The sequence below is a fragment of the Pseudomonas sp. B20 genome (genome assembly GCF_020515755.1).
Classification (GTDB): Bacteria; Pseudomonadota; Gammaproteobacteria; order Pseudomonadales; family Pseudomonadaceae; genus Aquipseudomonas; species Aquipseudomonas syringae.
Genome location: NZ_JAHPJG010000006.1, coordinates 168437 through 187453, shown reverse-complemented (window position 1 = coordinate 187453; position 19017 = coordinate 168437). Strand labels below are relative to the sequence as shown.

The window sequence follows — 19017 nt, the reverse complement described above, 5'->3', positions numbered from 1 at the left end:
CGGGGTCTCGATGGTTTCTGACGCCCATGAAGCCTGCCAGTTCAGGCGGCATGCTAATTCCATTTCATTTGCGTGGATGTGCATCCCGGTCGGCCTGGCTGTGGTAGGATGCGCGTCCTGTTATTTTCAAGCGCCCCATGGCCAGTGGCTTTTGGTGCTGCGCAGGCAGGTTTTTTCGTACATTCCAGTCATCTGGTTCGGTTCAAGGTTGGCCCCAAGGCTCCTGCCACTGTGAGGCAGGCATACCACCGGATCACGTACTGGCTCATCCCAACCCACGTGACCTTTGGTAGGGGTCACCACTAGGAGAGGAGGCGCCATGCCAACTATTACTCTTCCCGACGGCAGTCAACGTTCATTCGATCATGCGGTTTCCGTAGCCGATGTCGCGCTCTCAATCGGTGCCGGTCTGGCCAAGGCCACCGTCGCCGGCAAGGTCGACGGCAAGCTCGTCGACGCCTGCGACCTGATCGAAAACGATGCCAGCCTGCAGATCATCACCCCCAAGGATCAGGAAGGACTGGAAATCATCCGTCACTCTTGCGCTCACCTGGTAGGGCACGCGGTCAAGCAGTTGTATCCGACTGCAAAAATGGTCATCGGCCCGGTGATCGACGACGGTTTCTATTACGATATCGCCTACGAGCGCCCGTTCACGCCTGACGATATGGCGGCGATCGAGCAGCGCATGCAGCAGTTGATCGAAAAAGATTACGACGTCATCAAGAAAGTCACCCCGCGCGCTGAAGTGATCGAGGTGTTCACCGCCCGTCACGAAGATTACAAGCTGCGCCTGGTCGAAGAGATGCCGAACGAGCAGGCCATGGGCCTGTATTACCACGAAGAATACGTCGACATGTGCCGCGGTCCGCACGTGCCGAACACGCGTTTCCTGAAGTCATTCAAGCTGACCAAGCTGTCTGGCGCCTACTGGCGTGGCGATGCCAAAAACGAGCAGCTGCAGCGTGTCTACGGCACCGCCTGGGCTGACAAGAAGCAGCTGGCTGCCTACGTTCTGCGCATCGAAGAAGCCGAAAAACGTGACCATCGCAAGATCGGCAAGCGTCTTGGCCTGTTCCATACCCAGGAAGAAGCGCCGGGCATGGTCTTCTGGCACCCGCAGGGCTGGACCCTGTACCAGGTGCTCGAGCAGTACATGCGCAAAGTGCAGCGTGAAAACGGCTACCTCGAGATCAAGACTCCGCAAGTAGTTGATCGCTCGCTCTGGGAAAAATCCGGGCACTGGGCCAACTACGCCGACAACATGTTCACCACCGAGTCCGAAAGCCGCGACTACGCGATCAAGCCGATGAACTGCCCTTGCCACGTGCAGGTGTTCAATCAGGGCCTGAAGAGCTACCGCGAGCTGCCGATGCGTCTGGCCGAGTTCGGTGCCTGTCACCGTAACGAGCCGTCGGGCGCCTTGCACGGCATCATGCGTGTGCGCGGCTTCACCCAGGACGATGCGCACATCTTCTGTACCGAAGACCAGATGCAGGCCGAGTCCGCCGCGTTCATCAAGCTGACGCTGGATGTCTACGCCGATTTCGGTTTCAAGGATATCGAACTCAAATTGTCCACTCGCCCTGAAAAGCGTGTAGGCTCCGACGAGCTTTGGGATCGCGCCGAATCGGCGCTGGCTTCCGCACTCGACAGCGCAGGTCTGCCTTATGACCTGCAGCCGGGCGAAGGCGCGTTCTACGGTCCGAAAATCGAGTTCTCCCTCAAGGATTGTCTCGGTCGGGTATGGCAGTGCGGCACCTTGCAGCTGGACTTCAATCTGCCGATCCGCCTGAGTGCCGAGTACGTGTCGGAAGACAACAGTCGCAAGAATCCGGTCATGTTGCACCGCGCGATTCTTGGATCCTTCGAGCGTTTCATCGGCATTCTGATCGAGCATTACGAAGGCGCATTCCCGGCCTGGCTGGCGCCTACCCAGGCAGTGATCATGAATATCACTGACAAACAGGCCGATTTTGCCCTCGAAGTGGAAAAAACTCTGGCCGAAAGCGGGTTTCGTGCCAAGTCCGACTTGAGAAATGAAAAGATCGGCTTTAAAATCCGTGAGCATACTTTGCTCAAGGTTCCTTATCTCCTCGTGATTGGAGATCGGGAGGTTGAAATGCAAACTGTCGCTGTGCGTACACGTGAAGGCGCTGACCTTGGCTCGATGCCGGTCGCCCAATTCGCTGAATTCCTCGCACAAGCGGTTTCCCGGCGTGGTCGCCAAGATACGGAGTAATTATTATTAAGCGTGAAATGAGACAAGATAAACGAGCTGCACCCAAGGCCCCGATCAATGAAAATATCTCGGCCCGCGAGGTTCGTTTAATTGGCGCTGACGGCGAGCAGATTGGCATCGTCTCGATTGATGAAGCGCTTCGTATTGCCGAAGAGGCGAAGCTGGATCTGGTAGAGATTTCTGCCGACGCAGTCCCTCCGGTCTGCCGTGTGATGGATTACGGCAAATCGATCTTCGAGAAGAAGAAGCAGGTTGCTGCAGCGAAGAAGAACCAGAAGCAGATCCAGGTTAAAGAAATCAAGTTTCGTCCAGGGACGGAGGAAGGGGATTACCAGGTAAAACTACGCAACCTGGTACGTTTCCTGAGTGACGGGGACAGGGCCAAGGTATCGTTGAGATTCCGCGGTCGTGAGATGGCCCACCAGGAGCTGGGTATGGAGCTGTTGAAGCGGGTTGAAGGTGACCTGCTCGAATACGGTTCCGTCGAACAGCATCCTAAGATGGAAGGACGCCAGCTGATCATGGTCATCGCCCCGAAAAAGAAGAAATAACCACCAGGGCACGGCAGGCCTTGCGGTTATATTTATCAACTGAATGCGGAGTATCCGAACATGCCAAAGATGAAGACTAAAAGTGGTGCAGCTAAGCGGTTTTTGAAAACCGCCAACGGCATCAAGCACAAGCACGCTTTCAAGAGCCACATCCTGACCAAAATGTCGACAAAGCGTAAGCGTCAATTGCGCGGTAGCAGCTTGCTGCATCCGTCTGACGTGGCAAAAGTCGAGCGCATGCTGCGCCTTCGTTAATTTTGATCAAGATATAGAGGAAGTAACTCATGGCTCGTGTAAAGCGTGGCGTCATTGCCCGTAAGCGTCACAAAAAAATTCTGAAACTTGCAAAAGGCTACTACGGCGCGCGTTCACGCGTATTCCGTGTTGCCAAGCAAGCGGTAATCAAGGCAGGCCAATACGCCTACCGTGACCGTCGTCAGAAAAAACGTCAGTTCCGCGCTCTGTGGATCGCTCGTATCAACGCTGGTGCTCGTGTTAACGGTCTGTCCTACAGCCGTTTCATTGCCGGCCTGAAAAAAGCGTCCATCGAGATCGACCGTAAGGTTCTGGCTGATCTGGCAGTGAACGAAAAAGCGGCGTTTGCTGCGATTGTCGAGAAAGCTAAAGCCACCTTGGCCTAAGTCCCCGACAATCACTTGCCCCGGTTCTCCGGGGTCGGTGTTAAACGTCATAAATAGGGGAAGAGCCTTCAGCTCTTCCCCTATTTTGTATCTGGAGTCTGTACATGGAAAACCTGGACGCGCTGGTCTCTCAAGCTCTTGAGGCTGTGCAAAGCGCCGAAGATATCAATGCCCTGGAGCAAATCCGGGTTCACTACCTCGGCAAGAAAGGCGAGTTGACTCAGGTGATGAAGACCCTGGGGAACCTGCCAGCTGAAGAGCGTCCGCAAGTCGGTGCGCTGATCAACGTTGCCAAGGAACGTGTCACAGAGGTTCTCAATGCACGCAAGGCATCGTTTGAGCAGGCAGAACTGACTGCCAGGCTCGCGGCCGAATGCATCGATGTGACCCTGCCGGGCCGCGGTCAGACCTCAGGTGGTCTGCACCCGATTACCCGTACTCTGGAACGTATCGAACAGTTCTTCACGCACATCGGCTACGGCATCGCCGAAGGCCCTGAAGTGGAAGACGATTACCATAACTTCGAGGCGCTCAACATCCCAGGCCACCACCCGGCCCGGTCGATGCACGACACCTTCTATTTCAACGCGAACATGCTGCTGCGCACCCACACCTCGCCGGTACAGGTACGCACCATGGAATCGCAGCAGCCGCCGATCCGCATCGTCTGCCCAGGCCGTGTGTACCGTAGCGACTCGGATATCACCCACTCGCCGATGTTCCACCAGATCGAAGGTCTGCTGGTCGATCGCGACATCAATTTTGCCGATCTGAAAGGCACCATCGAAGAGTTCCTGCGTGTGTTCTTCGAGAAAGAGCTGGCCGTGCGCTTCCGTCCTTCGTATTTCCCGTTCACCGAGCCCTCGGCGGAAGTGGATATGGAATGCGTCATGTGCAGTGGCAAGGGCTGCCGCGTCTGCAAGCAGACCGGCTGGCTTGAAGTCATGGGTTGCGGCATGGTCCACCCGAACGTGCTGCGCATGTCCGGCATCGATCCTGAAGAGTTTCAGGGCTTTGCGTTCGGCATGGGCGTAGAGCGTCTGGCCATGCTGCGTTACGGCGTCAATGATTTGCGCCTGTTCTTCGACAACGATTTGCGGTTCCTCGCGCAATTTCGCTAAGTCGTACGAACCTTTCAGGAGAGCAGGATGAAATTCAGTGAACAATGGCTGCGCGGCTGGGTAAGCCCGCAGGTTTCCCGCGACGAGCTGGTTGCTCGTCTGTCGATGGCCGGTCTTGAGGTTGACAGCGTGACGCTGGCCGCCGGCGTTTTCAGCGGCGTGGTGGTGGGTGAGGTGCTGAGCACCGAGCAACACCCCGATGCCGACAAGCTGCGCGTGTGTCAGGTCAGCAATGGCAGCGAGACCTTTCAGGTTGTCTGTGGTGCGCCAAATGTGCGTCCGGGCCTGAAAATTCCATTCGCCATGATCGGCGCCGAGCTTCCCGGCGATTTCAAGATCAAGAAAGCCAAGCTGCGCGGCGTCGAGTCCAACGGCATGTTGTGTTCGGCTGCCGAGTTGCAGGCCGGCGAGGGCAATGATGGCCTGATGGAACTGGCTGCTGATGCGCCGGTTGGCCAGGACATTCGTGTCTATCTGAGCCTGGACGATGCCAGCATCGAGGTCGACCTGACCCCGAACCGTGGCGACTGCCTGTCGGTGGCCGGTCTGGCGCGTGAAGTCGGTGCGCTGTACGCCGCTGAAGTCACCCGTCCGCAGGTCGCTGCTGTCAGCGCTGTGCACGATGAAGTGCGTCCGGTGGAAGTATTGGCTCCGGCTGCATGCCCGCGCTACCTGGGCCGTGTGATCCGCAATGTCGACCTGTCGCGTCCGACCCCGCTGTGGATGGTCGAGCGTCTGCGTCGTTCCGACGTGCGCAGCATCGATGCCGCTGTCGACATCACCAACTACGTGATGCTGGAGCTGGGTCAGCCTCTGCATGCGTTTGATCTGGCCGAAATCAACGGCGGGATTCGTGTGCGCATGGCCGAGGAGGGCGAGAAGCTCGTTTTGCTCGATGGTCAGGAAGTCAGCCTGCGTGCCGACACGCTGGTCATTGCCGATCACCAGCGCGCGCTGGCAATCGCCGGTGTCATGGGTGGCGAGCACAGCGGTGTGACTGCCGGTACCCGCGATATTTTCCTGGAAAGCGCGTTCTTCGACACCATTTCGGTGGCCGGCAAGGCGCGTTCCTATGGTTTGCATACCGACGCTTCGCACCGCTACGAGCGTGGTGTGGACTGGCAACTGGCCCGAGAAGCCATGGAGCGGGCCACTGGCCTGCTGCTGGAAATCACTGGTGGCGAAGCCGGCCCCGTGATCGAAGTGGTCAGCGAGCAGCATTTGCCGTCGATCGCCCCGGTTACGCTGCGCGCCAGCCGCGTCGAGCAGATGCTCGGTCTGGTGATCGAGAACGCCGAAATCGAACGCCTGCTGAAAGGTCTCGGTCTGGCTGTGACTGCCGAAGCTGAAGGGCAATGGCGTGTCGAAGTGCCAAGTCATCGTTTCGACATCAGCCTTGAAGTCGACCTGATCGAAGAGCTGGCGCGTCTTTACGGCTACAACCGTCTGCCGGTTCGCTACCCGCAAGCCCGTCTGGCTCCCCAGGCCAAGGCTGAAGCCAAGGGCGATCTGCCTGAGCTGCGCCGCCTGCTGGTTGCCCGCGGTTATCAGGAGGCGATCACCTACAGCTTCATCGACCCGAAATGGTTCGAGCTTTTCTCGCCGGGCGCCAAGCCGTTGCTGCTGGCCAACCCGATCTCCAATGACATGGCGGCCATGCGCGCCTCGTTGTGGCCGGGTCTGGTCAAAGCCCTGCAGCACAACCTCAACCGCCAGCAGGATCGCGTACGCATGTTCGAAAGCGGCCTGCGCTTCGTCGGTCAGCTCGACGGCTTGAAGCAAGAGCCGATGCTCGCTGGCGTGGTCTGCGGCAGCCGCTTGCCGGAAGGCTGGGCGCAAGGTCGCGACGTGGTCGATTTCTTCGACGTCAAGGCTGATGTCGAAGCGGTTCTGGGCTTTGCCGGTGCGTTGGGCGAGTTCATCTTCGCGCCGGGTCAGCATCCTGCCTTGCACCCAGGCCAGACGGCTCGCATCGAGCGTGATGGCCGTGAAGTCGGTTTCCTGGGCGCCATTCATCCGGAACTGTCGAAAACCCTCGGCCTGGATCGCCCGGTGTTTGTTTTCGAGCTGGTTCTGGCGGAAGTGGCGACCGGCCGTCTGCCGAAATTCCACGAGCTGTCGCGCTTCCCTGAAGTGCGCCGCGACCTGGCGCTGCTGGCCGATCAGGATGTTTCGGCCAGTGCGGTTCTGGACGTTATTCGTGAAAATGCAGGCGAGTGGCTCACAGACCTCAGGTTATTTGATGTTTACCAGGGTAAAGGCATTGATCCGCATAGAAAAAGCCTTGCAGTCGGCTTGACCTGGCAGCATCCATCACGCACTCTTAATGACGATGAGGTAAACGCAACGACACTTGCTATCCTCACCTCGCTTGAGGAGAGGTTAAACGCCACGTTAAGGAAGTAGCGTATGGGGGCTCTGACGAAAGCTGAGATGGCCGAACGTCTGTACGAAGAGCTGGGCCTGAATAAACGGGAAGCCAAGGAACTGGTCGAACTGTTTTTTGAAGAAATCAGGCACGCTCTGGAAGATAACGAGCAGGTGAAGTTGTCAGGTTTCGGCAACTTCGACCTTCGAGACAAGCGCCAGCGGCCTGGGAGAAATCCCAAGACCGGTGAAGAGATTCCGATTACGGCGCGCCGTGTGGTCACCTTTCGTCCAGGGCAGAAGCTGAAGGCCCGAGTTGAGGCATATGCTGGAACCAAGTCATAACGACGAGCTGCCGCCGATCCCCGGCAAACGCTACTTCACCATTGGTGAGGTCAGCGAGCTCTGCGCGGTAAAACCGCACGTTCTGCGTTATTGGGAGCAGGAGTTTCCTCAACTCAACCCCGTGAAACGACGCGGAAACCGTCGGTATTATCAGCGCCAGGACGTGCTGATGATCCGCCAGATCCGCGGCCTGCTGTACGATCAGGGCTTCACCATCGGTGGCGCCCGACTTCGTCTCACCAGCGGTGAACCGAAGGATGACACCCAGCAGTACAAGCAGATGATCCGCGAGATGATTGCGGAGCTGGAAGACGTACTCGTCATGCTCAAGGCGTAATTGAGCAGTCAGGATACTTCCAAAATTCAAATGCTTAGGGTATATTCCTCAACGTTTTCGCAGGTTGCAAAACAGATACACGCCTAGTCGGGGCGTAGCGCAGTCCGGTAGCGCACTAGCATGGGGTGCTAGGGGTCGAGTGTTCGAATCACTCCGTCCCGACCATATAATTCAATGACTTAGCCCAATCTGAGAAGATTGGGCTTTTTCATGTTCGTGAGTTTTGAGTGACTCGTTGGTTTTTCATGCCTGCCTCCTTTTCAAAAATGTCAGACCCGGCCCACGCGAGTCAATTGCTGACACCATGTTTGCAGCATCCATCAGATATCCAGTATCCGAGCTTGGTCCCGTTCGAAAACCATTTCATGGAACGATTAAGCGGTGCTGTCAGGCCCAGTCAATCACATTCCCCTGCTGATCTGACGCTCCCACTTTTCACGCATTGGCATGACGTCACTCCGCCGCTGAGACTCAGTTTGAGAAGGGTATTGGAGCTTCGCGATTCGGTTCAGCTACTATCGCGCAGATCGATTTATGTATGGATGCACTGATGCTCAATGATTCCGATACCTTGGGAAGTGCTTTCAAGCGTGCCTTTTACCGGGTCGACGGTATAACCATGTATGCGTGTTGGGCGATATGGGTGGGGGTGCTGATTTGGGACCTGCTTGGTTCGGAAGGCTCGGGGATCCACACGGTTGTCCTGATTCTGATAGGCCTTTTAAATCCTTTCCTGTTTCTGCTGCTTGGCCTTTGGCGTTTACCCGGTCTGCTGACGGCGTTGATTGTCATCGGCATCAATATCAAGTTTTTATTCGCTTGGCTTTGAACCTTACGACCTATGTAAAACGCGGTATTGAGGGCTGAAACCTTCTCGCGCTGCTTGCTTGCACATAAAAGGCCTGTCGCTTTTTATAACAGGCACAGCCCCGTGCCAGCGTCGTCATCCAGCCACTCGGAATAGCCAATAGCTGTTACCTAAAAGCCGTGGCGACGTTCCCCTGCACCAACGCTTTGCGCGTGTGCCTGCGACGCGAGCTCCGACTAAGGTGCCCACCACCCCTAAAAAAACAATTTGACATATGTTATTTGTGATCACATATTTGCTCTATAAGAAAGCCAATATGAGTCACTCCCCATGACAGACCGTCCCATCCTCCTGCCGCCCATGCGCCAGGTTTCTCGCGATACCCTCCAGGACCAGGTCTACCGGCAGATCCGTGAAGCACTTATGAGCGGGCGCTTTCAGCCGGGTCAGAAGCTGACGATTCGTGGTCTTGCCGAGGCGCTAGGCTCCAGTCCGATGCCGGTGCGCGAGGACTTGAATCGTCTTAGCGCCGAGAACGCCTTCGAAGTCACCGAAACCGCCCGGCTGCGCGTGCCCATGATGACTCCGGAGCGGCTGCGCGAGATTCGCGATGCGCGGGTTGCGCTGGAAGGTCTGTTGGCCGAGAAAGCGGTGGTTCTGATCAACGACGCCGATCTTGCCGACATCAGCCAGCTCTGCGGGCAGATGCAGAAGGCTGCCGACAGCGTTGATGTAGCCCTTTATCTGTGGACCAACTTTGCCTTTCATCGACGCATTTATGCGGTGGCCAAGGCTGAGCTGATCGTTGCAGCAGTGGAGAATTTCTGGCTGCACATCGGCCCGTGTTTCGCGCTGGTTGCGCCTGACCGGGCGCATCTTCAGCGTTCGATGGAGGCGCACAACCGTATCGTCGAGGCGTTGGCGGCGCGTGATGGGGCGGCGGCTCGTGCAGCTGTCACCGACGACATCATGCAGGCTGCCGACTCTCTGACGCGCCTGATCGCAAAGAGCGACCGCTCCAGGTCGCGTGTCTCGGGAGTGAAAAAAGCATGAGTGTTCTCAATCGGCTGGTTCCCTATGCAGGGCTGCGTGTCCTGATTTCCGGCGGTGCAGCCGGGATCGGTGAGGTATTGGCGGCGGCCTATCTGGAAGCGGGGGCAAAGGTACACGTTTGCGATGTCAGCGCGGCGGCCATCGCGGCATTCCTCGATCGCCATCCAGGCAGCGTCGCCACCCTCGCAGACGTCGCTGATCCGGCGCAGATCGAGGCGGTGTTCAGGGTGCAGCGCGCACGCTTCGATGGTCTCGATGTGCTGATCAACAACGCCGGGATCGCCGGGCCGACGGCGGGCATCGATGCAATCAGCGAAGAAGAGTGGCAGCGCACCATCGACATCAATCTCACCGGGCAGTACCGCTTCGCTCATCACGCGGTGCCGTTGCTCAAGGCCTCGCCCAACGCTCACCTGATCCATATCGCCTCGGTCGCCGGTCGCCTGGGCTATGCCTGGCGCACTCCGTATGCCGCGACCAAATGGGCGATTGTCGGGCTGATGAAGTCGCTGGCTTCCGAGTTGGGTGAAAGTGATATCCGCGTCAATGCCTTGCTGCCGGGTATCGTCGAAGGTCCGCGCATGGACGGAGTGATTCGGGCCCGTGCGCAACAGATGAACGTGCCGGAGGAGGCGATGCGCGAGGAGTATCTGAAAAAGATCTCGCTCAAGCGCATGGTCACGGCCGAGGACGTTGCGGCGATGGCACTCTTTTTATGCTCGCCCGCCGCCCGCAACGTCACGGGGCAGGCCATCAGTGTGGATGGCAACGTCGAATACCTTTAAGGATTCGGCCCGATAGCAACGATGACCGGACGTCGTCCGCGTCATGTTCCACATCAGACTTCTCGCCAACAACAAGAATGGAGAATGCTCATGCCCAAAAAACGTCCGGTCATCATTACCTGCGCCGTCACGGGTGCAATTCACACGCCGTCGATGTCGCCTCATTTGCCGATCACGCCGCAGGAAATCGCCGATGCAGCCATCGGTGCCGCCGAGGCCGGGGCCTCGATCGTTCATTTGCACGCCCGCGACCCACATGACGGAAGGCCCAGTCAGGATGTCGATCTGTTTCGGCAATTCCTGCCGCAGATCAAGGCCAAGAGCGACGTGGTGATCAATATCACCACCGGTGGCGCGCCGACCATGGGCGTGGAAGAGCGCTTGCAACCGGTCGCGCAGCTCAAGCCGGAACTCGCCTCGTTGAACATGGGGTCAATGAACTTCGGGCTTTACGAAATGCTGGATCGCTACAGTGAATTCAAGCACGACTGGGAGCGTCCCTATCTGGCCGACAGCGACGACCGGATCTTCCGCAACACCTTCCGCGACATCGCGCACATCCTCAATACCTGTGCCGAGAACCGCACGCGCTTTGAAATTGAATGCTACGACATCGGTCATCTGTATACCGCAGCACACTTCCTGCAGCGTGGGTTGCTCAAGGCGCCGATCTTCATCCAGTCTGTATTCGGTTTGCGCGGCGGTATCGGCGGGCATCCTGAAGACCTGGCGCACATGCGCCGTACGGCTGACCGCCTGTTTGGCGATGCCTATCAGTGGTCGATCCTGGGGGCCGGTCGCAATCAGATTCCGCTGGGCACCATGGGCCTGTCGATGGGCAGTCATGTGCGGGTCGGTCTGGAGGATTCGCTGTGGGACGGACCGGGCAAGCTGGCGGCGTCCAATGCCGATCAGGTCAAGCGTATTCGCACGGTGATCGAAGCGCTGGGCGGGCAGGTGGCAACGCCTGACCAAGCCCGTGAAATGCTCGATCTGAAGGGGCAGGACAAGGTTAATTTCTAGTCGCCGCAAAATGTGTCATCTCAATAACAACAAGACAGAGGTGAAAAATGCGTATCGAAATCGTTGTCGACGTAAAGACCACGCTGGGCGAAGGCCCGGTCTGGGATGTCGAGCAACAGCGCCTGTACTGGATCGACAGCTTCGACGGCCGCGTCCTGCGCTGCACGGACGACGGGCGTGAACTGCGCGCCTGGGATGTCGGTCAGAAAATCGGTTCCATGGCCCTGCGCAAGCATGGCGACGCGGCGCTTGTCGCGTTGCAGACCGGTATCTACAACCTTGACCTGCCGAGCGGCGATCTCGAGCTGATCGTCGACCCTGAGCCCGGTTTGCCGAACAATCGCCTCAATGATGGCAAGGTCGATCGGCAGGGCCGGTTCATCGTGGGCTCGATGGACACGCAGGAGGATCAGGCCAGCGCGAAGCTGTATCGCCTCGATGCGGACCTGAGCCTGCACACCCTGGATGAAGGCATCATCGTGTCCAACGGCCCTTGCTGGAGTCCGGGCGGGGAAACCTTTTATTTCGCCGACACCTGGTCGGGGGAAATCTGGGCCTACGATTACGACAATGCCAGCGGCGCAGTCGCCAACAGGCGTACGTTTGCCAAGGTCGACACCTCAGGCGGAGGCGCGGCGGATGGCTGCACCGTGGACGCCGAAGGCTGTCTGTGGCAAGCGCTGGTGTATGCCGGAAAGCTGGTGCGTTACACCCCTGACGGGCAGGTGGATCGCATCATCGACATGCCGGTGAAAAAAGTGACCAGTCTGACCTTCGGCGGCTCGAATCTGGACACACTGTTTGTCACCTCCATGGCCAAGCCGCCGTTGCCGCGCTTTCCGGAAGATGGCCAGCAGCGCGGTGCCCTGTTCGCCATCACCGGGCTGAGTGTGAAAGGCATCGCCGAGCGGCGCTTTGCCAGTTAACCCGCCGACAGACCGAACCTGAACGTTAAGGACGACTGGACCCTTTCTCGCTGGGGCGTGTGCAGCACGCCTGGAGATTTCCCATGCCAAATAACAAGAACGCATCGCTGGGCAAGATTCATCGTTTTTCGTGGGTGTCATTGCTGGTCTGCTGGATGATCTGGATTTTGAACGCTTACGATCGCGAGATCGTCTTGCGCCTGGGTCCGACGATTTCCAAGCATTTCGACCTGTCTGCGGACCAGTGGGGGACGGTGGCGACGGTGGTCATGCTGGCGCTGGCCGTTCTCGATATTCCCGGCTCCATCTGGAGCGATCGCTACGGCGGAGGGTGGAAGCGGGCGCGCTTTCAGGTGCCGTTGGTACTGGGTTACACCGCGCTGTCGTTTCTGTCGGGATTCAAGGCATTGAGTGGCAGCCTCGCCAGTTTCATCGCTTTGCGGGTCGGGGTGAATCTGGGCGCTGGCTGGGGCGAGCCTGTCGGTGTCAGTAATACTGCCGAGTGGTGGCCAGTAGAACGTCGCGGTTTTGCCTTGGGCGCGCACCATACCGGTTACCCCATCGGCGCGATGCTCAGCGGCATCGTCGCCAGTTTCGTGATCAGCACCTACGGTGAGGAAAACTGGCGTTATGTGTTCTTCTTCGCCTTCGTGGTAGCACTGCCATTGATGATCTTCTGGGCACGCTACTCGACGGCCGAGCGCATCACCCAGCTGTACGTGGACATCGCTGCCAAAGGCATGACCCCACCGGACAGCACGCCGTCAACCAATGTAAAAGGCCAGGTCTGGAAGTCGGTGAAGGCGACGCTGAGTAACCGCAATATCGCCCTGACTGCCGGTAACACCCTGCTCACGCAAGTGGTGTACATGGGCGTCAACATTGTCCTGCCAGCCTATCTGTACAACATCCTTAACCTGTCGCTGGCCGAGTCGGCGGGAATGAGCGTGGTGTTCACCCTGACCGGTATCCTCGGGCAACTGATCTGGCCTTCGCTGTCGGACATCATCGGCCGGCGCATCACCTTGATCATTTGTGGCATATGGATGGCGGTCAGTGTCGGGGCCTTTTACTTCGCCAACACCATCCTGATCGTCATCGTCGTGCAGTTGCTTTTCGGCCTGGTGGCCAATGCCGTCTGGCCCATCTACTACGCAGTCGCTTCCGACTCGGCACAGCCTTCGGCGACCTCCACAGCCAACGGGATCATCACCACGGCGATGTTCATCGGCGGCGGTATTGCCCCGGTGCTGATGGGAACGCTGATTTCCATGGGCGGCGGCTGGACCAGCCTCAGCGGTTATACCGTGTGCTTTTTCGTCATGGCCGGTTGCGCGTTGGGCGGGGCGTTTTTGCAACTGTTTTCTCACCGCCCGGAGCTGCTGACGGTGCAGCGTAGCGTGTGAGGGGGGGGCGAGGGAGGGCGCCCAGGTTCTGAACTTCCTGAACGGGAAGTAACGATGTAATGACGCTTGGTATCTGGACTGATGCGTCAGCCTGCGGGGACCGGAAAGACAGCGCAAGCGCTTCAATTCTGTCCCCGTATCAACCAGAAAATGTCCCTCTCAAGAGTGGCAGAAAGCGCTTTTCGGGTGGTTAAGCCGATTCAACAAGAAAGAATAAAGTATTACTTTTTCCCTAAATCACTTGTTTTTCAGCGACATCTAACCTGTCTCAATCAGGCAATATCTTACTAGCGCGGTTAAAAATTTTGACGTCAGAAATCCTCAGGCGTCAATTTTCTATGCTGTGCGGGAGGATGAAATGCCAAGTGTAATAAAAATTTTTTATCCTTAAATATCATAAGCTTAATGTCAATTAGAGCCTTTATTCAGGTTCGGAAGACTTGCAGCCTCTAAAGTTACCGAGCTGGCGGGCGACATGAGTAGTATCTCAATGACATCAATCATAAAAGTTGGTTCATCCCATTTTTTACGAGTGATAGCGCCCATCATGCAAGCCATGGAACGGCTATGTTCAGGATCGACATCATGTTCAGCAAACTCAGTATCTCGCAAAAGCTTTACTTCAGCTTTGCCGCGATCATCGTATTTATCGCCGTTCTGGTCGCGAGTGCTTACAGGGGCTTTGAGCAGGTCGAAGAGGCCACCAACAGCAATGTGCATACCTATCAGGTGCTGAGTGAAGCGCAACTTGCTCTTGAACAGCTGATCAATATCGAAACCGGGATGCGCGGCTTTGTCATCGCCTCTAAGGATGCCTTCCTTGAGCCATTGGTGGCGGGGCAGAAGCGCTTCACCGAAGAGCTCGATTCGCTCAAGCGTCTGACAGCTGACAATGCGGAACAGCAGCGCCGCCTGGCTGCTCTGGGTGACACCCAGAAGCGCTGGCTTGACGAAGATGTCAATCCGATCATCGCCCTGCGCCGCGATCTGACTGCACGCAATATGCCTGATGATGAACTGGATGCACGCATCACCTCGGGTGCCGACAAGGCCAAGATGGACAGCATGCGCGCTTTACTTGCCGAGATCAGCGGTGCCGAGCAGAAGTTGCTGGTTCAGCGTAGCCAGGACATGACGGACGCCAAGCATTTGGCGATCCTGATCCTGATGTGCGGCGGCCTGGCCGCGGCTGTTCTCGCGATGATCCTTGCCGCTGTATTGGGGCGCAGTACCACGGCGCGTTTGCAGCTGGCCATTGATGCCGCAACGGCAATTGCCAATGGCAAGCTGGACACTGTGATCGATACCAGCAGCCACGACGAACTGCCGAAAGCCTTTGATCGTATGCAGAATCGCCTGCGCGAGATGATTCAACAGATCAGCCAGGCCGCCAATCAACTGGTCGTCGCCGTGCAACAGATTTCCGGTGCCTCCGAGCAACTGTCCGGTGCGATCCAGGAACAGTCGACGTCCGCCTCGGCGATGGCGGCTACTATCGAAGAACTGACCGTCAGCATCCATCACGTTTCCGAAAACGCCGATGAGGCGCATGAACTCGCCAGTCGCTCTGGGCAACAGTCGAAGGATGGTGCGCAGGTCATCGAAAACACCTTGTCCAGCATGAATGGCATCGCCCGGACCGTGCAGCTTTCCTCTACTCAGGTCGCAGGCCTGGGTCAGCACTCCGAGCACATTTCATCGATCGTCAGCGTGATTCAGGGCATTGCCGACCAGACCAACCTGCTGGCCCTCAACGCTGCCATCGAGGCTGCTCGTGCCGGTGAACAGGGGCGTGGCTTCGCAGTGGTTGCAGACGAAGTACGCCTGTTGGCGCAGAACACCGGCAAGTCCACCAAGGAAATCGCCGGGATGATCGAGAAAATTCAGGCGGGCGTGCGGGAAACCGTCGAGAGCATGCGCAGCGGCGTTCAGGAAGTGAACGAAGGCGTGGAAATGGCGGGCACTGCCGGTCAGGCGATCATCGAGATTCGCGACAGTTCGGGCAAGGTTCTGCAGGTGGTCGACCAGATATCCTTCGCGCTGCGTGAGCAAACCGCAGCCAGCCAGGATGTCGCACGTAACGTCGAGCGCTCCGCGCAAATGGCTGAACAGAACAACATGTCGGTTCAGGAACTGCTCAAGACCAGCGGCGGCCTGAAGACCCTCGCCATCAGCCTGCAGACGGAAGTGGGCAAGTTTCGGCTTTAAGGTCTGAAAGCGCATCAGCAGCAGGGTCACCCTGCTGAAAAAACCGGTATTAGTCGAAGCGCTAATGCCGGTTTTTTTTGCATATTAAAAAAATGCGCCTAACCTTTGGTGCCTCGATGATGATCCCGAGCAGCGCATCGAAATTCATGCAATGAAATGGCAGCGCAGGCTGTCTCAGGACTGATGCCTTTTTATGTCAATGCTGAGCCAGAATACTGTCCAGCAGACCCGGGAAACGGCTCTCAAGCACCTGTTTGCGTAGCGAGTTCATGTGCGTGGTGCCCACGTTGCGCGTCTGTACAAGCCCCGCGTCGCGTAGCACGCGGAAGTGATGGGACATGCTGGATTTGGGGCGTCCGCCGTCCAGTTCGCCGCAGGTGGCCTCTGCAACGCCGGCCAGGCAGCGCACGATTCCCATGCGAACGGGATCACTCAAGGCATAGAGTAAGCGTTCGAGGGTGAGGTCTTCAGGATCGGGGTGTTGGAAGGTTCGCATGCCGGGGATGATATCAAGGCTTTCGTTTATTGCCATAGTTCGATTACCATCGAACAACTGAAACCAAAAGTCATCTGGCCTACGGGAGCTTTCCAATGTCTGCATTGTTCGAACCCTTCAAACTGAAAGACGTTACGCTGCGCAATCGAATCGCCATTCCTCCGATGTGCCAGTATTCGGCAACCGAAGGTGTTATCAACGACTGGCACCAGGTGCATCTGGCCAGCATGGCACGCGGTGGCGCGGGTCTGTTGGTGGTTGAAGCTACCGCCGTTGCGCCGGAAGGGCGTATTACCCCAGGTTGCACCGGTATCTGGAACGACGAGCAGGCGCAGGTATTCGTGCCTGTCGTCAAAGCCATCAAGGCCGCAGGGTGCGTACCGGGTATTCAGATTGCCCATGCCGGTCGCAAGGCCAGCGCCAATCGCCCATGGGAAGGTGATGACCATATCGCAGCGTCCGATTCGCGCGGCTGGGACACCATCGCCCCGTCCGCCATCGCGTTCGGTGCCAATCTGCCGAAAGTCCCGCGCGCCATGACCCTGGAAGACATCGCTCGTGTTCGCCAGAACTTCGTCGATGCTGCCCGTCGCGCCCGCGATGCCGGCTTTGAATGGATCGAGCTGCATTTTGCCCACGGTTATCTGGGGCAGAGCTTCTTCTCCGAGCATTCCAACCAGCGCACCGATGAGTACGGCGGCAGCTTCGATAACCGTAGCCGTTTCCTGCTGGAAACCCTGGCTGCAGTGCGTGAAGTCTGGCCTGAGAACCTTCCGCTCACCGCACGTTTTGGCGTGATCGAATACGACGGTCGCGACGAGCAGACTCTGGCAGAGTCGATCGAACTGGCGCGCCGCTTCAAGGCTGGCGGGCTGGATCTGTTGAGCGTCAGCGTCGGTTTCAGCACCCCGGACGCCAACATTCCGTGGGGGCCTGCGTTCATGGGGCCGGTTGCCGAGCGTGTGCGCCGTGAAGCGGATATTCCCGTGACCAGCGCCTGGGGTTTTGGCGAGCCGAAGCTGGCTGAAGAGGCGGTCAAGTCAGGCCAGCTCGATCTGGTCTCGATTGGTCGTGCACATCTGGCCGACCCTCATTGGGCCTACTTCGCAGCGAAAGAACTGGGCGTTGAAAAATCGGCCTGGACCTTGCCTGCGCCTTACGCTCACTGGCTTGAACGTTATCGCTGAGTACGCATGATCTGAAAGGATGCATTCGCTGGTGGCACCTACAGCGTCTGCACCTTATCTTCTGCTGAAGTGGTGGTAGGCGTTTGCCAACCACCACCCAACGCTTTGAAGACGGCGACCGCCGCCTGCGCGGATTCGACTTGTGCCTGCGCCTTGGCGTCAGCGACCTGCAGCATTTTCTCGTCGGCGCGCAGAACCTCGATCAAACTGGCAGCACCTTTGCTGTAGCTTGCGAATGAGGATTGCCGGGCTGACGCAAGTGCAGTTTCTCCTTTTCCCAGCATTGCAGCTTGAGTTTCGCGGCTGGCCAACGAAGAAAAAGCATTTTCAACGTCCTCAGTGGCGCGCAAAACTGACTGTCGATAAGCCGCCAGAGCTTCTGCCTCTTGTCCCTTGGCTTGACTGATCCGGGCGTTCACCCGGCCGAAATCAAAAAGCCTCCAGCGAAGCCCCAAAATACCTGCTGACTGACTGGCACCGCCGGTAAACAGATTGCCGCTCGACACGGCTGTGGCGCTGCCCAGCAATGCGCTGAGTGAGAGTTTGGGGTAATACTCGCTGATCGCCACGCCGATACGCGCGTTTGAAGCTGCTAGGCGCCGCTCGGCCACGATCAGATCAGGTCTGCGACGCAGGAGATCGGCTGGCGTTCCTGTCGATGTGAGCGCGGGTGCGTGTGGGATTCGACCTGTTTCCGCCAGAGAGCCCCGATGAGTGCCAGGCGCTACGCCCAGCATCACGTCAAGCGCGTTCATTGCAGCGTCGAGACCTGTTTGCAGAATCGGCACTGTTGCCTGCACCTGTAAAAGCTCGGCTTCGATCTGACGAACTTCATAGTCAGGGGACAGACCACGCTCATGAAGGAGCTGGACTTTTTCCAGCAGGTCTTGCCGGGTTTTAACCTGTCGGTTCGTGATCGCCAGCCTGGCTTGCAGACCACGGATGGTGATGTAGGTATCGGCGGTCCGGGCTGCCACAGCGAGCCTCGCAGCCGCAACACTTGCCTGCGAAGCCTGGTATTCAGCCAGTGCAGCCTGTCGGCTGCGTCTCAAACCGCCAAAAACATCCAGCTCCCAGCTTGCGGTCAGATTGGCTTCATAGGCATTGCCATAACGATCGTAGCCAGGTGCCGAGTTCAGCACCTGGCCGAGTGGCGTCTCTACCGATTGATGAGCCCGCGCCGTCTGTGCATCGATGTTGCCCGACGGGAGCAGGGCGGCGGTTGCCGCATCTGCTCCGGCGCGTGCCTGAGCCAGTTGCGCGCTGGCTTGAGCGAGATCGAGGTTCTGCGCCAGTGCGCGTGACACGAAGCTGCTCAGTAACGGATCATCAAAACCGTCCCACCACGCGGCACTGACAAGCGGATGCGCGGTAATATTCGCAGCGCCACGTGGTTGAGTCAGATAGCGGTCAGGCAGGGGCGCATCCGGGCGCTGGTAATCCGGACCCACGGCGCAGCCCGACAGCAGGCCGGTGCTCATGACCAGTACATAAGTACAAAGCGTGCGCATGGAAATTCCT

The 19017-nt window shown here is 57.9% G+C and carries 18 protein-coding genes and 1 tRNA gene; 17 read left to right on the top strand and 2 right to left on the bottom strand.

All coding sequences use genetic code 11. The features are described 5' to 3' along the window. Nucleotides 1-319 precede the first annotated feature (319 nt). From thrS to LIX91_RS08750, 16 genes are all read left to right on the top strand, one after another. Entirely contained in the window at nucleotides 320-2242 is a 1923-nt protein-coding gene (gene thrS, locus LIX91_RS08825) for a threonine--tRNA ligase (RefSeq protein WP_100072082.1), read from the top strand. Further along, complete coding sequence (infC, locus tag LIX91_RS08820; protein ID WP_170846037.1) at nucleotides 2242-2793, top strand: translation initiation factor IF-3; 552 nt, start codon at nucleotides 2242-2244, stop codon at nucleotides 2791-2793. Before thrS ends, infC begins: the two co-directional genes overlap by 1 nt. 60 nt (nucleotides 2794-2853) lie before the next feature. Next, nucleotides 2854-3048, top strand: coding sequence for a 50S ribosomal protein L35 (rpmI, locus tag LIX91_RS08815; protein WP_002553160.1), 195 nt, complete (start codon nucleotides 2854-2856; stop codon nucleotides 3046-3048). Nucleotides 3049-3077: 29 nt separating this feature from the next. Beyond that, nucleotides 3078-3434 (top strand): 50S ribosomal protein L20, encoded by a 357-nt coding sequence (gene rplT, locus LIX91_RS08810; RefSeq protein WP_002553161.1) that lies wholly within the window; start codon nucleotides 3078-3080, stop codon nucleotides 3432-3434. A 104-nt stretch (nucleotides 3435-3538) separates the two neighbouring features. Continuing rightward, nucleotides 3539-4555: a phenylalanine--tRNA ligase subunit alpha gene (gene pheS, locus LIX91_RS08805; protein ID WP_003367019.1), complete on the top strand. Its 1017-nt coding sequence runs from the start codon at nucleotides 3539-3541 to the stop codon at nucleotides 4553-4555. 27 nt (nucleotides 4556-4582) lie between these two features. Then, nucleotides 4583-6961, top strand: a complete 2379-nt coding sequence (pheT, locus tag LIX91_RS08800; protein WP_226488362.1) for a phenylalanine--tRNA ligase subunit beta — start codon at nucleotides 4583-4585, stop codon at nucleotides 6959-6961. A gap of 3 nt (nucleotides 6962-6964) precedes the next feature. After that, complete coding sequence (gene ihfA / locus LIX91_RS08795) at nucleotides 6965-7267, top strand: integration host factor subunit alpha (RefSeq protein ID WP_002553164.1); 303 nt, start codon at nucleotides 6965-6967, stop codon at nucleotides 7265-7267. After that, nucleotides 7248-7604 (top strand): MerR family transcriptional regulator, encoded by a 357-nt coding sequence (locus tag LIX91_RS08790; protein ID WP_003315559.1) that lies wholly within the window; start codon nucleotides 7248-7250, stop codon nucleotides 7602-7604. Before ihfA ends, LIX91_RS08790 begins: the two co-directional genes overlap by 20 nt. An 88-nt stretch (nucleotides 7605-7692) precedes the next feature. Continuing rightward, nucleotides 7693-7769: transfer RNA gene (locus LIX91_RS08785), tRNA-Pro, on the top strand. Nucleotides 7770-8154: 385 nt separating this feature from the next. Beyond that, a complete protein-coding gene (locus LIX91_RS08780; RefSeq protein ID WP_017277853.1) occupies nucleotides 8155-8433 on the top strand; it encodes a hypothetical protein in 279 nt (92 codons plus the stop codon). A gap of 309 nt (nucleotides 8434-8742) precedes the next feature. Further along, nucleotides 8743-9465, top strand: a complete 723-nt coding sequence (locus tag LIX91_RS08775; protein ID WP_226488361.1) for a GntR family transcriptional regulator — start codon at nucleotides 8743-8745, stop codon at nucleotides 9463-9465. Continuing rightward, a complete protein-coding gene (locus tag LIX91_RS08770) occupies nucleotides 9462-10250 on the top strand; it encodes an SDR family oxidoreductase (protein WP_103695407.1) in 789 nt (262 codons plus the stop codon). Before LIX91_RS08775 ends, LIX91_RS08770 begins: the two co-directional genes overlap by 4 nt. Nucleotides 10251-10340: 90 nt before the next feature. Next, nucleotides 10341-11273: a 3-keto-5-aminohexanoate cleavage protein gene (locus LIX91_RS08765; protein ID WP_003432995.1), complete on the top strand. Its 933-nt coding sequence runs from the start codon at nucleotides 10341-10343 to the stop codon at nucleotides 11271-11273. A gap of 47 nt (nucleotides 11274-11320) precedes the next feature. After that, nucleotides 11321-12199, top strand: coding sequence for an SMP-30/gluconolactonase/LRE family protein (locus tag LIX91_RS08760; protein ID WP_226488360.1), 879 nt, complete (start codon nucleotides 11321-11323; stop codon nucleotides 12197-12199). An 83-nt stretch (nucleotides 12200-12282) separates the two neighbouring features. Further along, nucleotides 12283-13605: an MFS transporter gene (locus tag LIX91_RS08755; protein ID WP_226488359.1), complete on the top strand. Its 1323-nt coding sequence runs from the start codon at nucleotides 12283-12285 to the stop codon at nucleotides 13603-13605. 585 nt (nucleotides 13606-14190) lie between these two features. Continuing rightward, entirely contained in the window at nucleotides 14191-15813 is a 1623-nt protein-coding gene (locus LIX91_RS08750; RefSeq protein WP_226488358.1) for a methyl-accepting chemotaxis protein, read from the top strand. Nucleotides 15814-16009: 196 nt separating this feature from the next. Here LIX91_RS08750 and LIX91_RS08745 read toward each other — a convergent pair whose 3' ends face one another. Beyond that, the gene (locus LIX91_RS08745) at nucleotides 16010-16345 is read right to left on the bottom strand and encodes an ArsR/SmtB family transcription factor (protein WP_024647875.1); all 336 of its coding nucleotides are present in this window, start codon (nucleotides 16343-16345) and stop codon (nucleotides 16010-16012) included. A gap of 59 nt (nucleotides 16346-16404) precedes the next feature. Here LIX91_RS08745 and LIX91_RS08740 point away from each other — a divergent pair, with 59 nt between their 5' ends. Continuing rightward, nucleotides 16405-17496, top strand: coding sequence for an NADH:flavin oxidoreductase/NADH oxidase (locus LIX91_RS08740; protein ID WP_226488357.1), 1092 nt, complete (start codon nucleotides 16405-16407; stop codon nucleotides 17494-17496). Between the two features lie 38 nt (nucleotides 17497-17534). Here LIX91_RS08740 and LIX91_RS08735 read toward each other — a convergent pair whose 3' ends face one another. Next, nucleotides 17535-19007 (bottom strand): efflux transporter outer membrane subunit, encoded by a 1473-nt coding sequence (locus LIX91_RS08735; RefSeq protein WP_226488356.1) that lies wholly within the window; start codon nucleotides 19005-19007, stop codon nucleotides 17535-17537. Nucleotides 19008-19017: the final 10 nt, after the last annotated feature.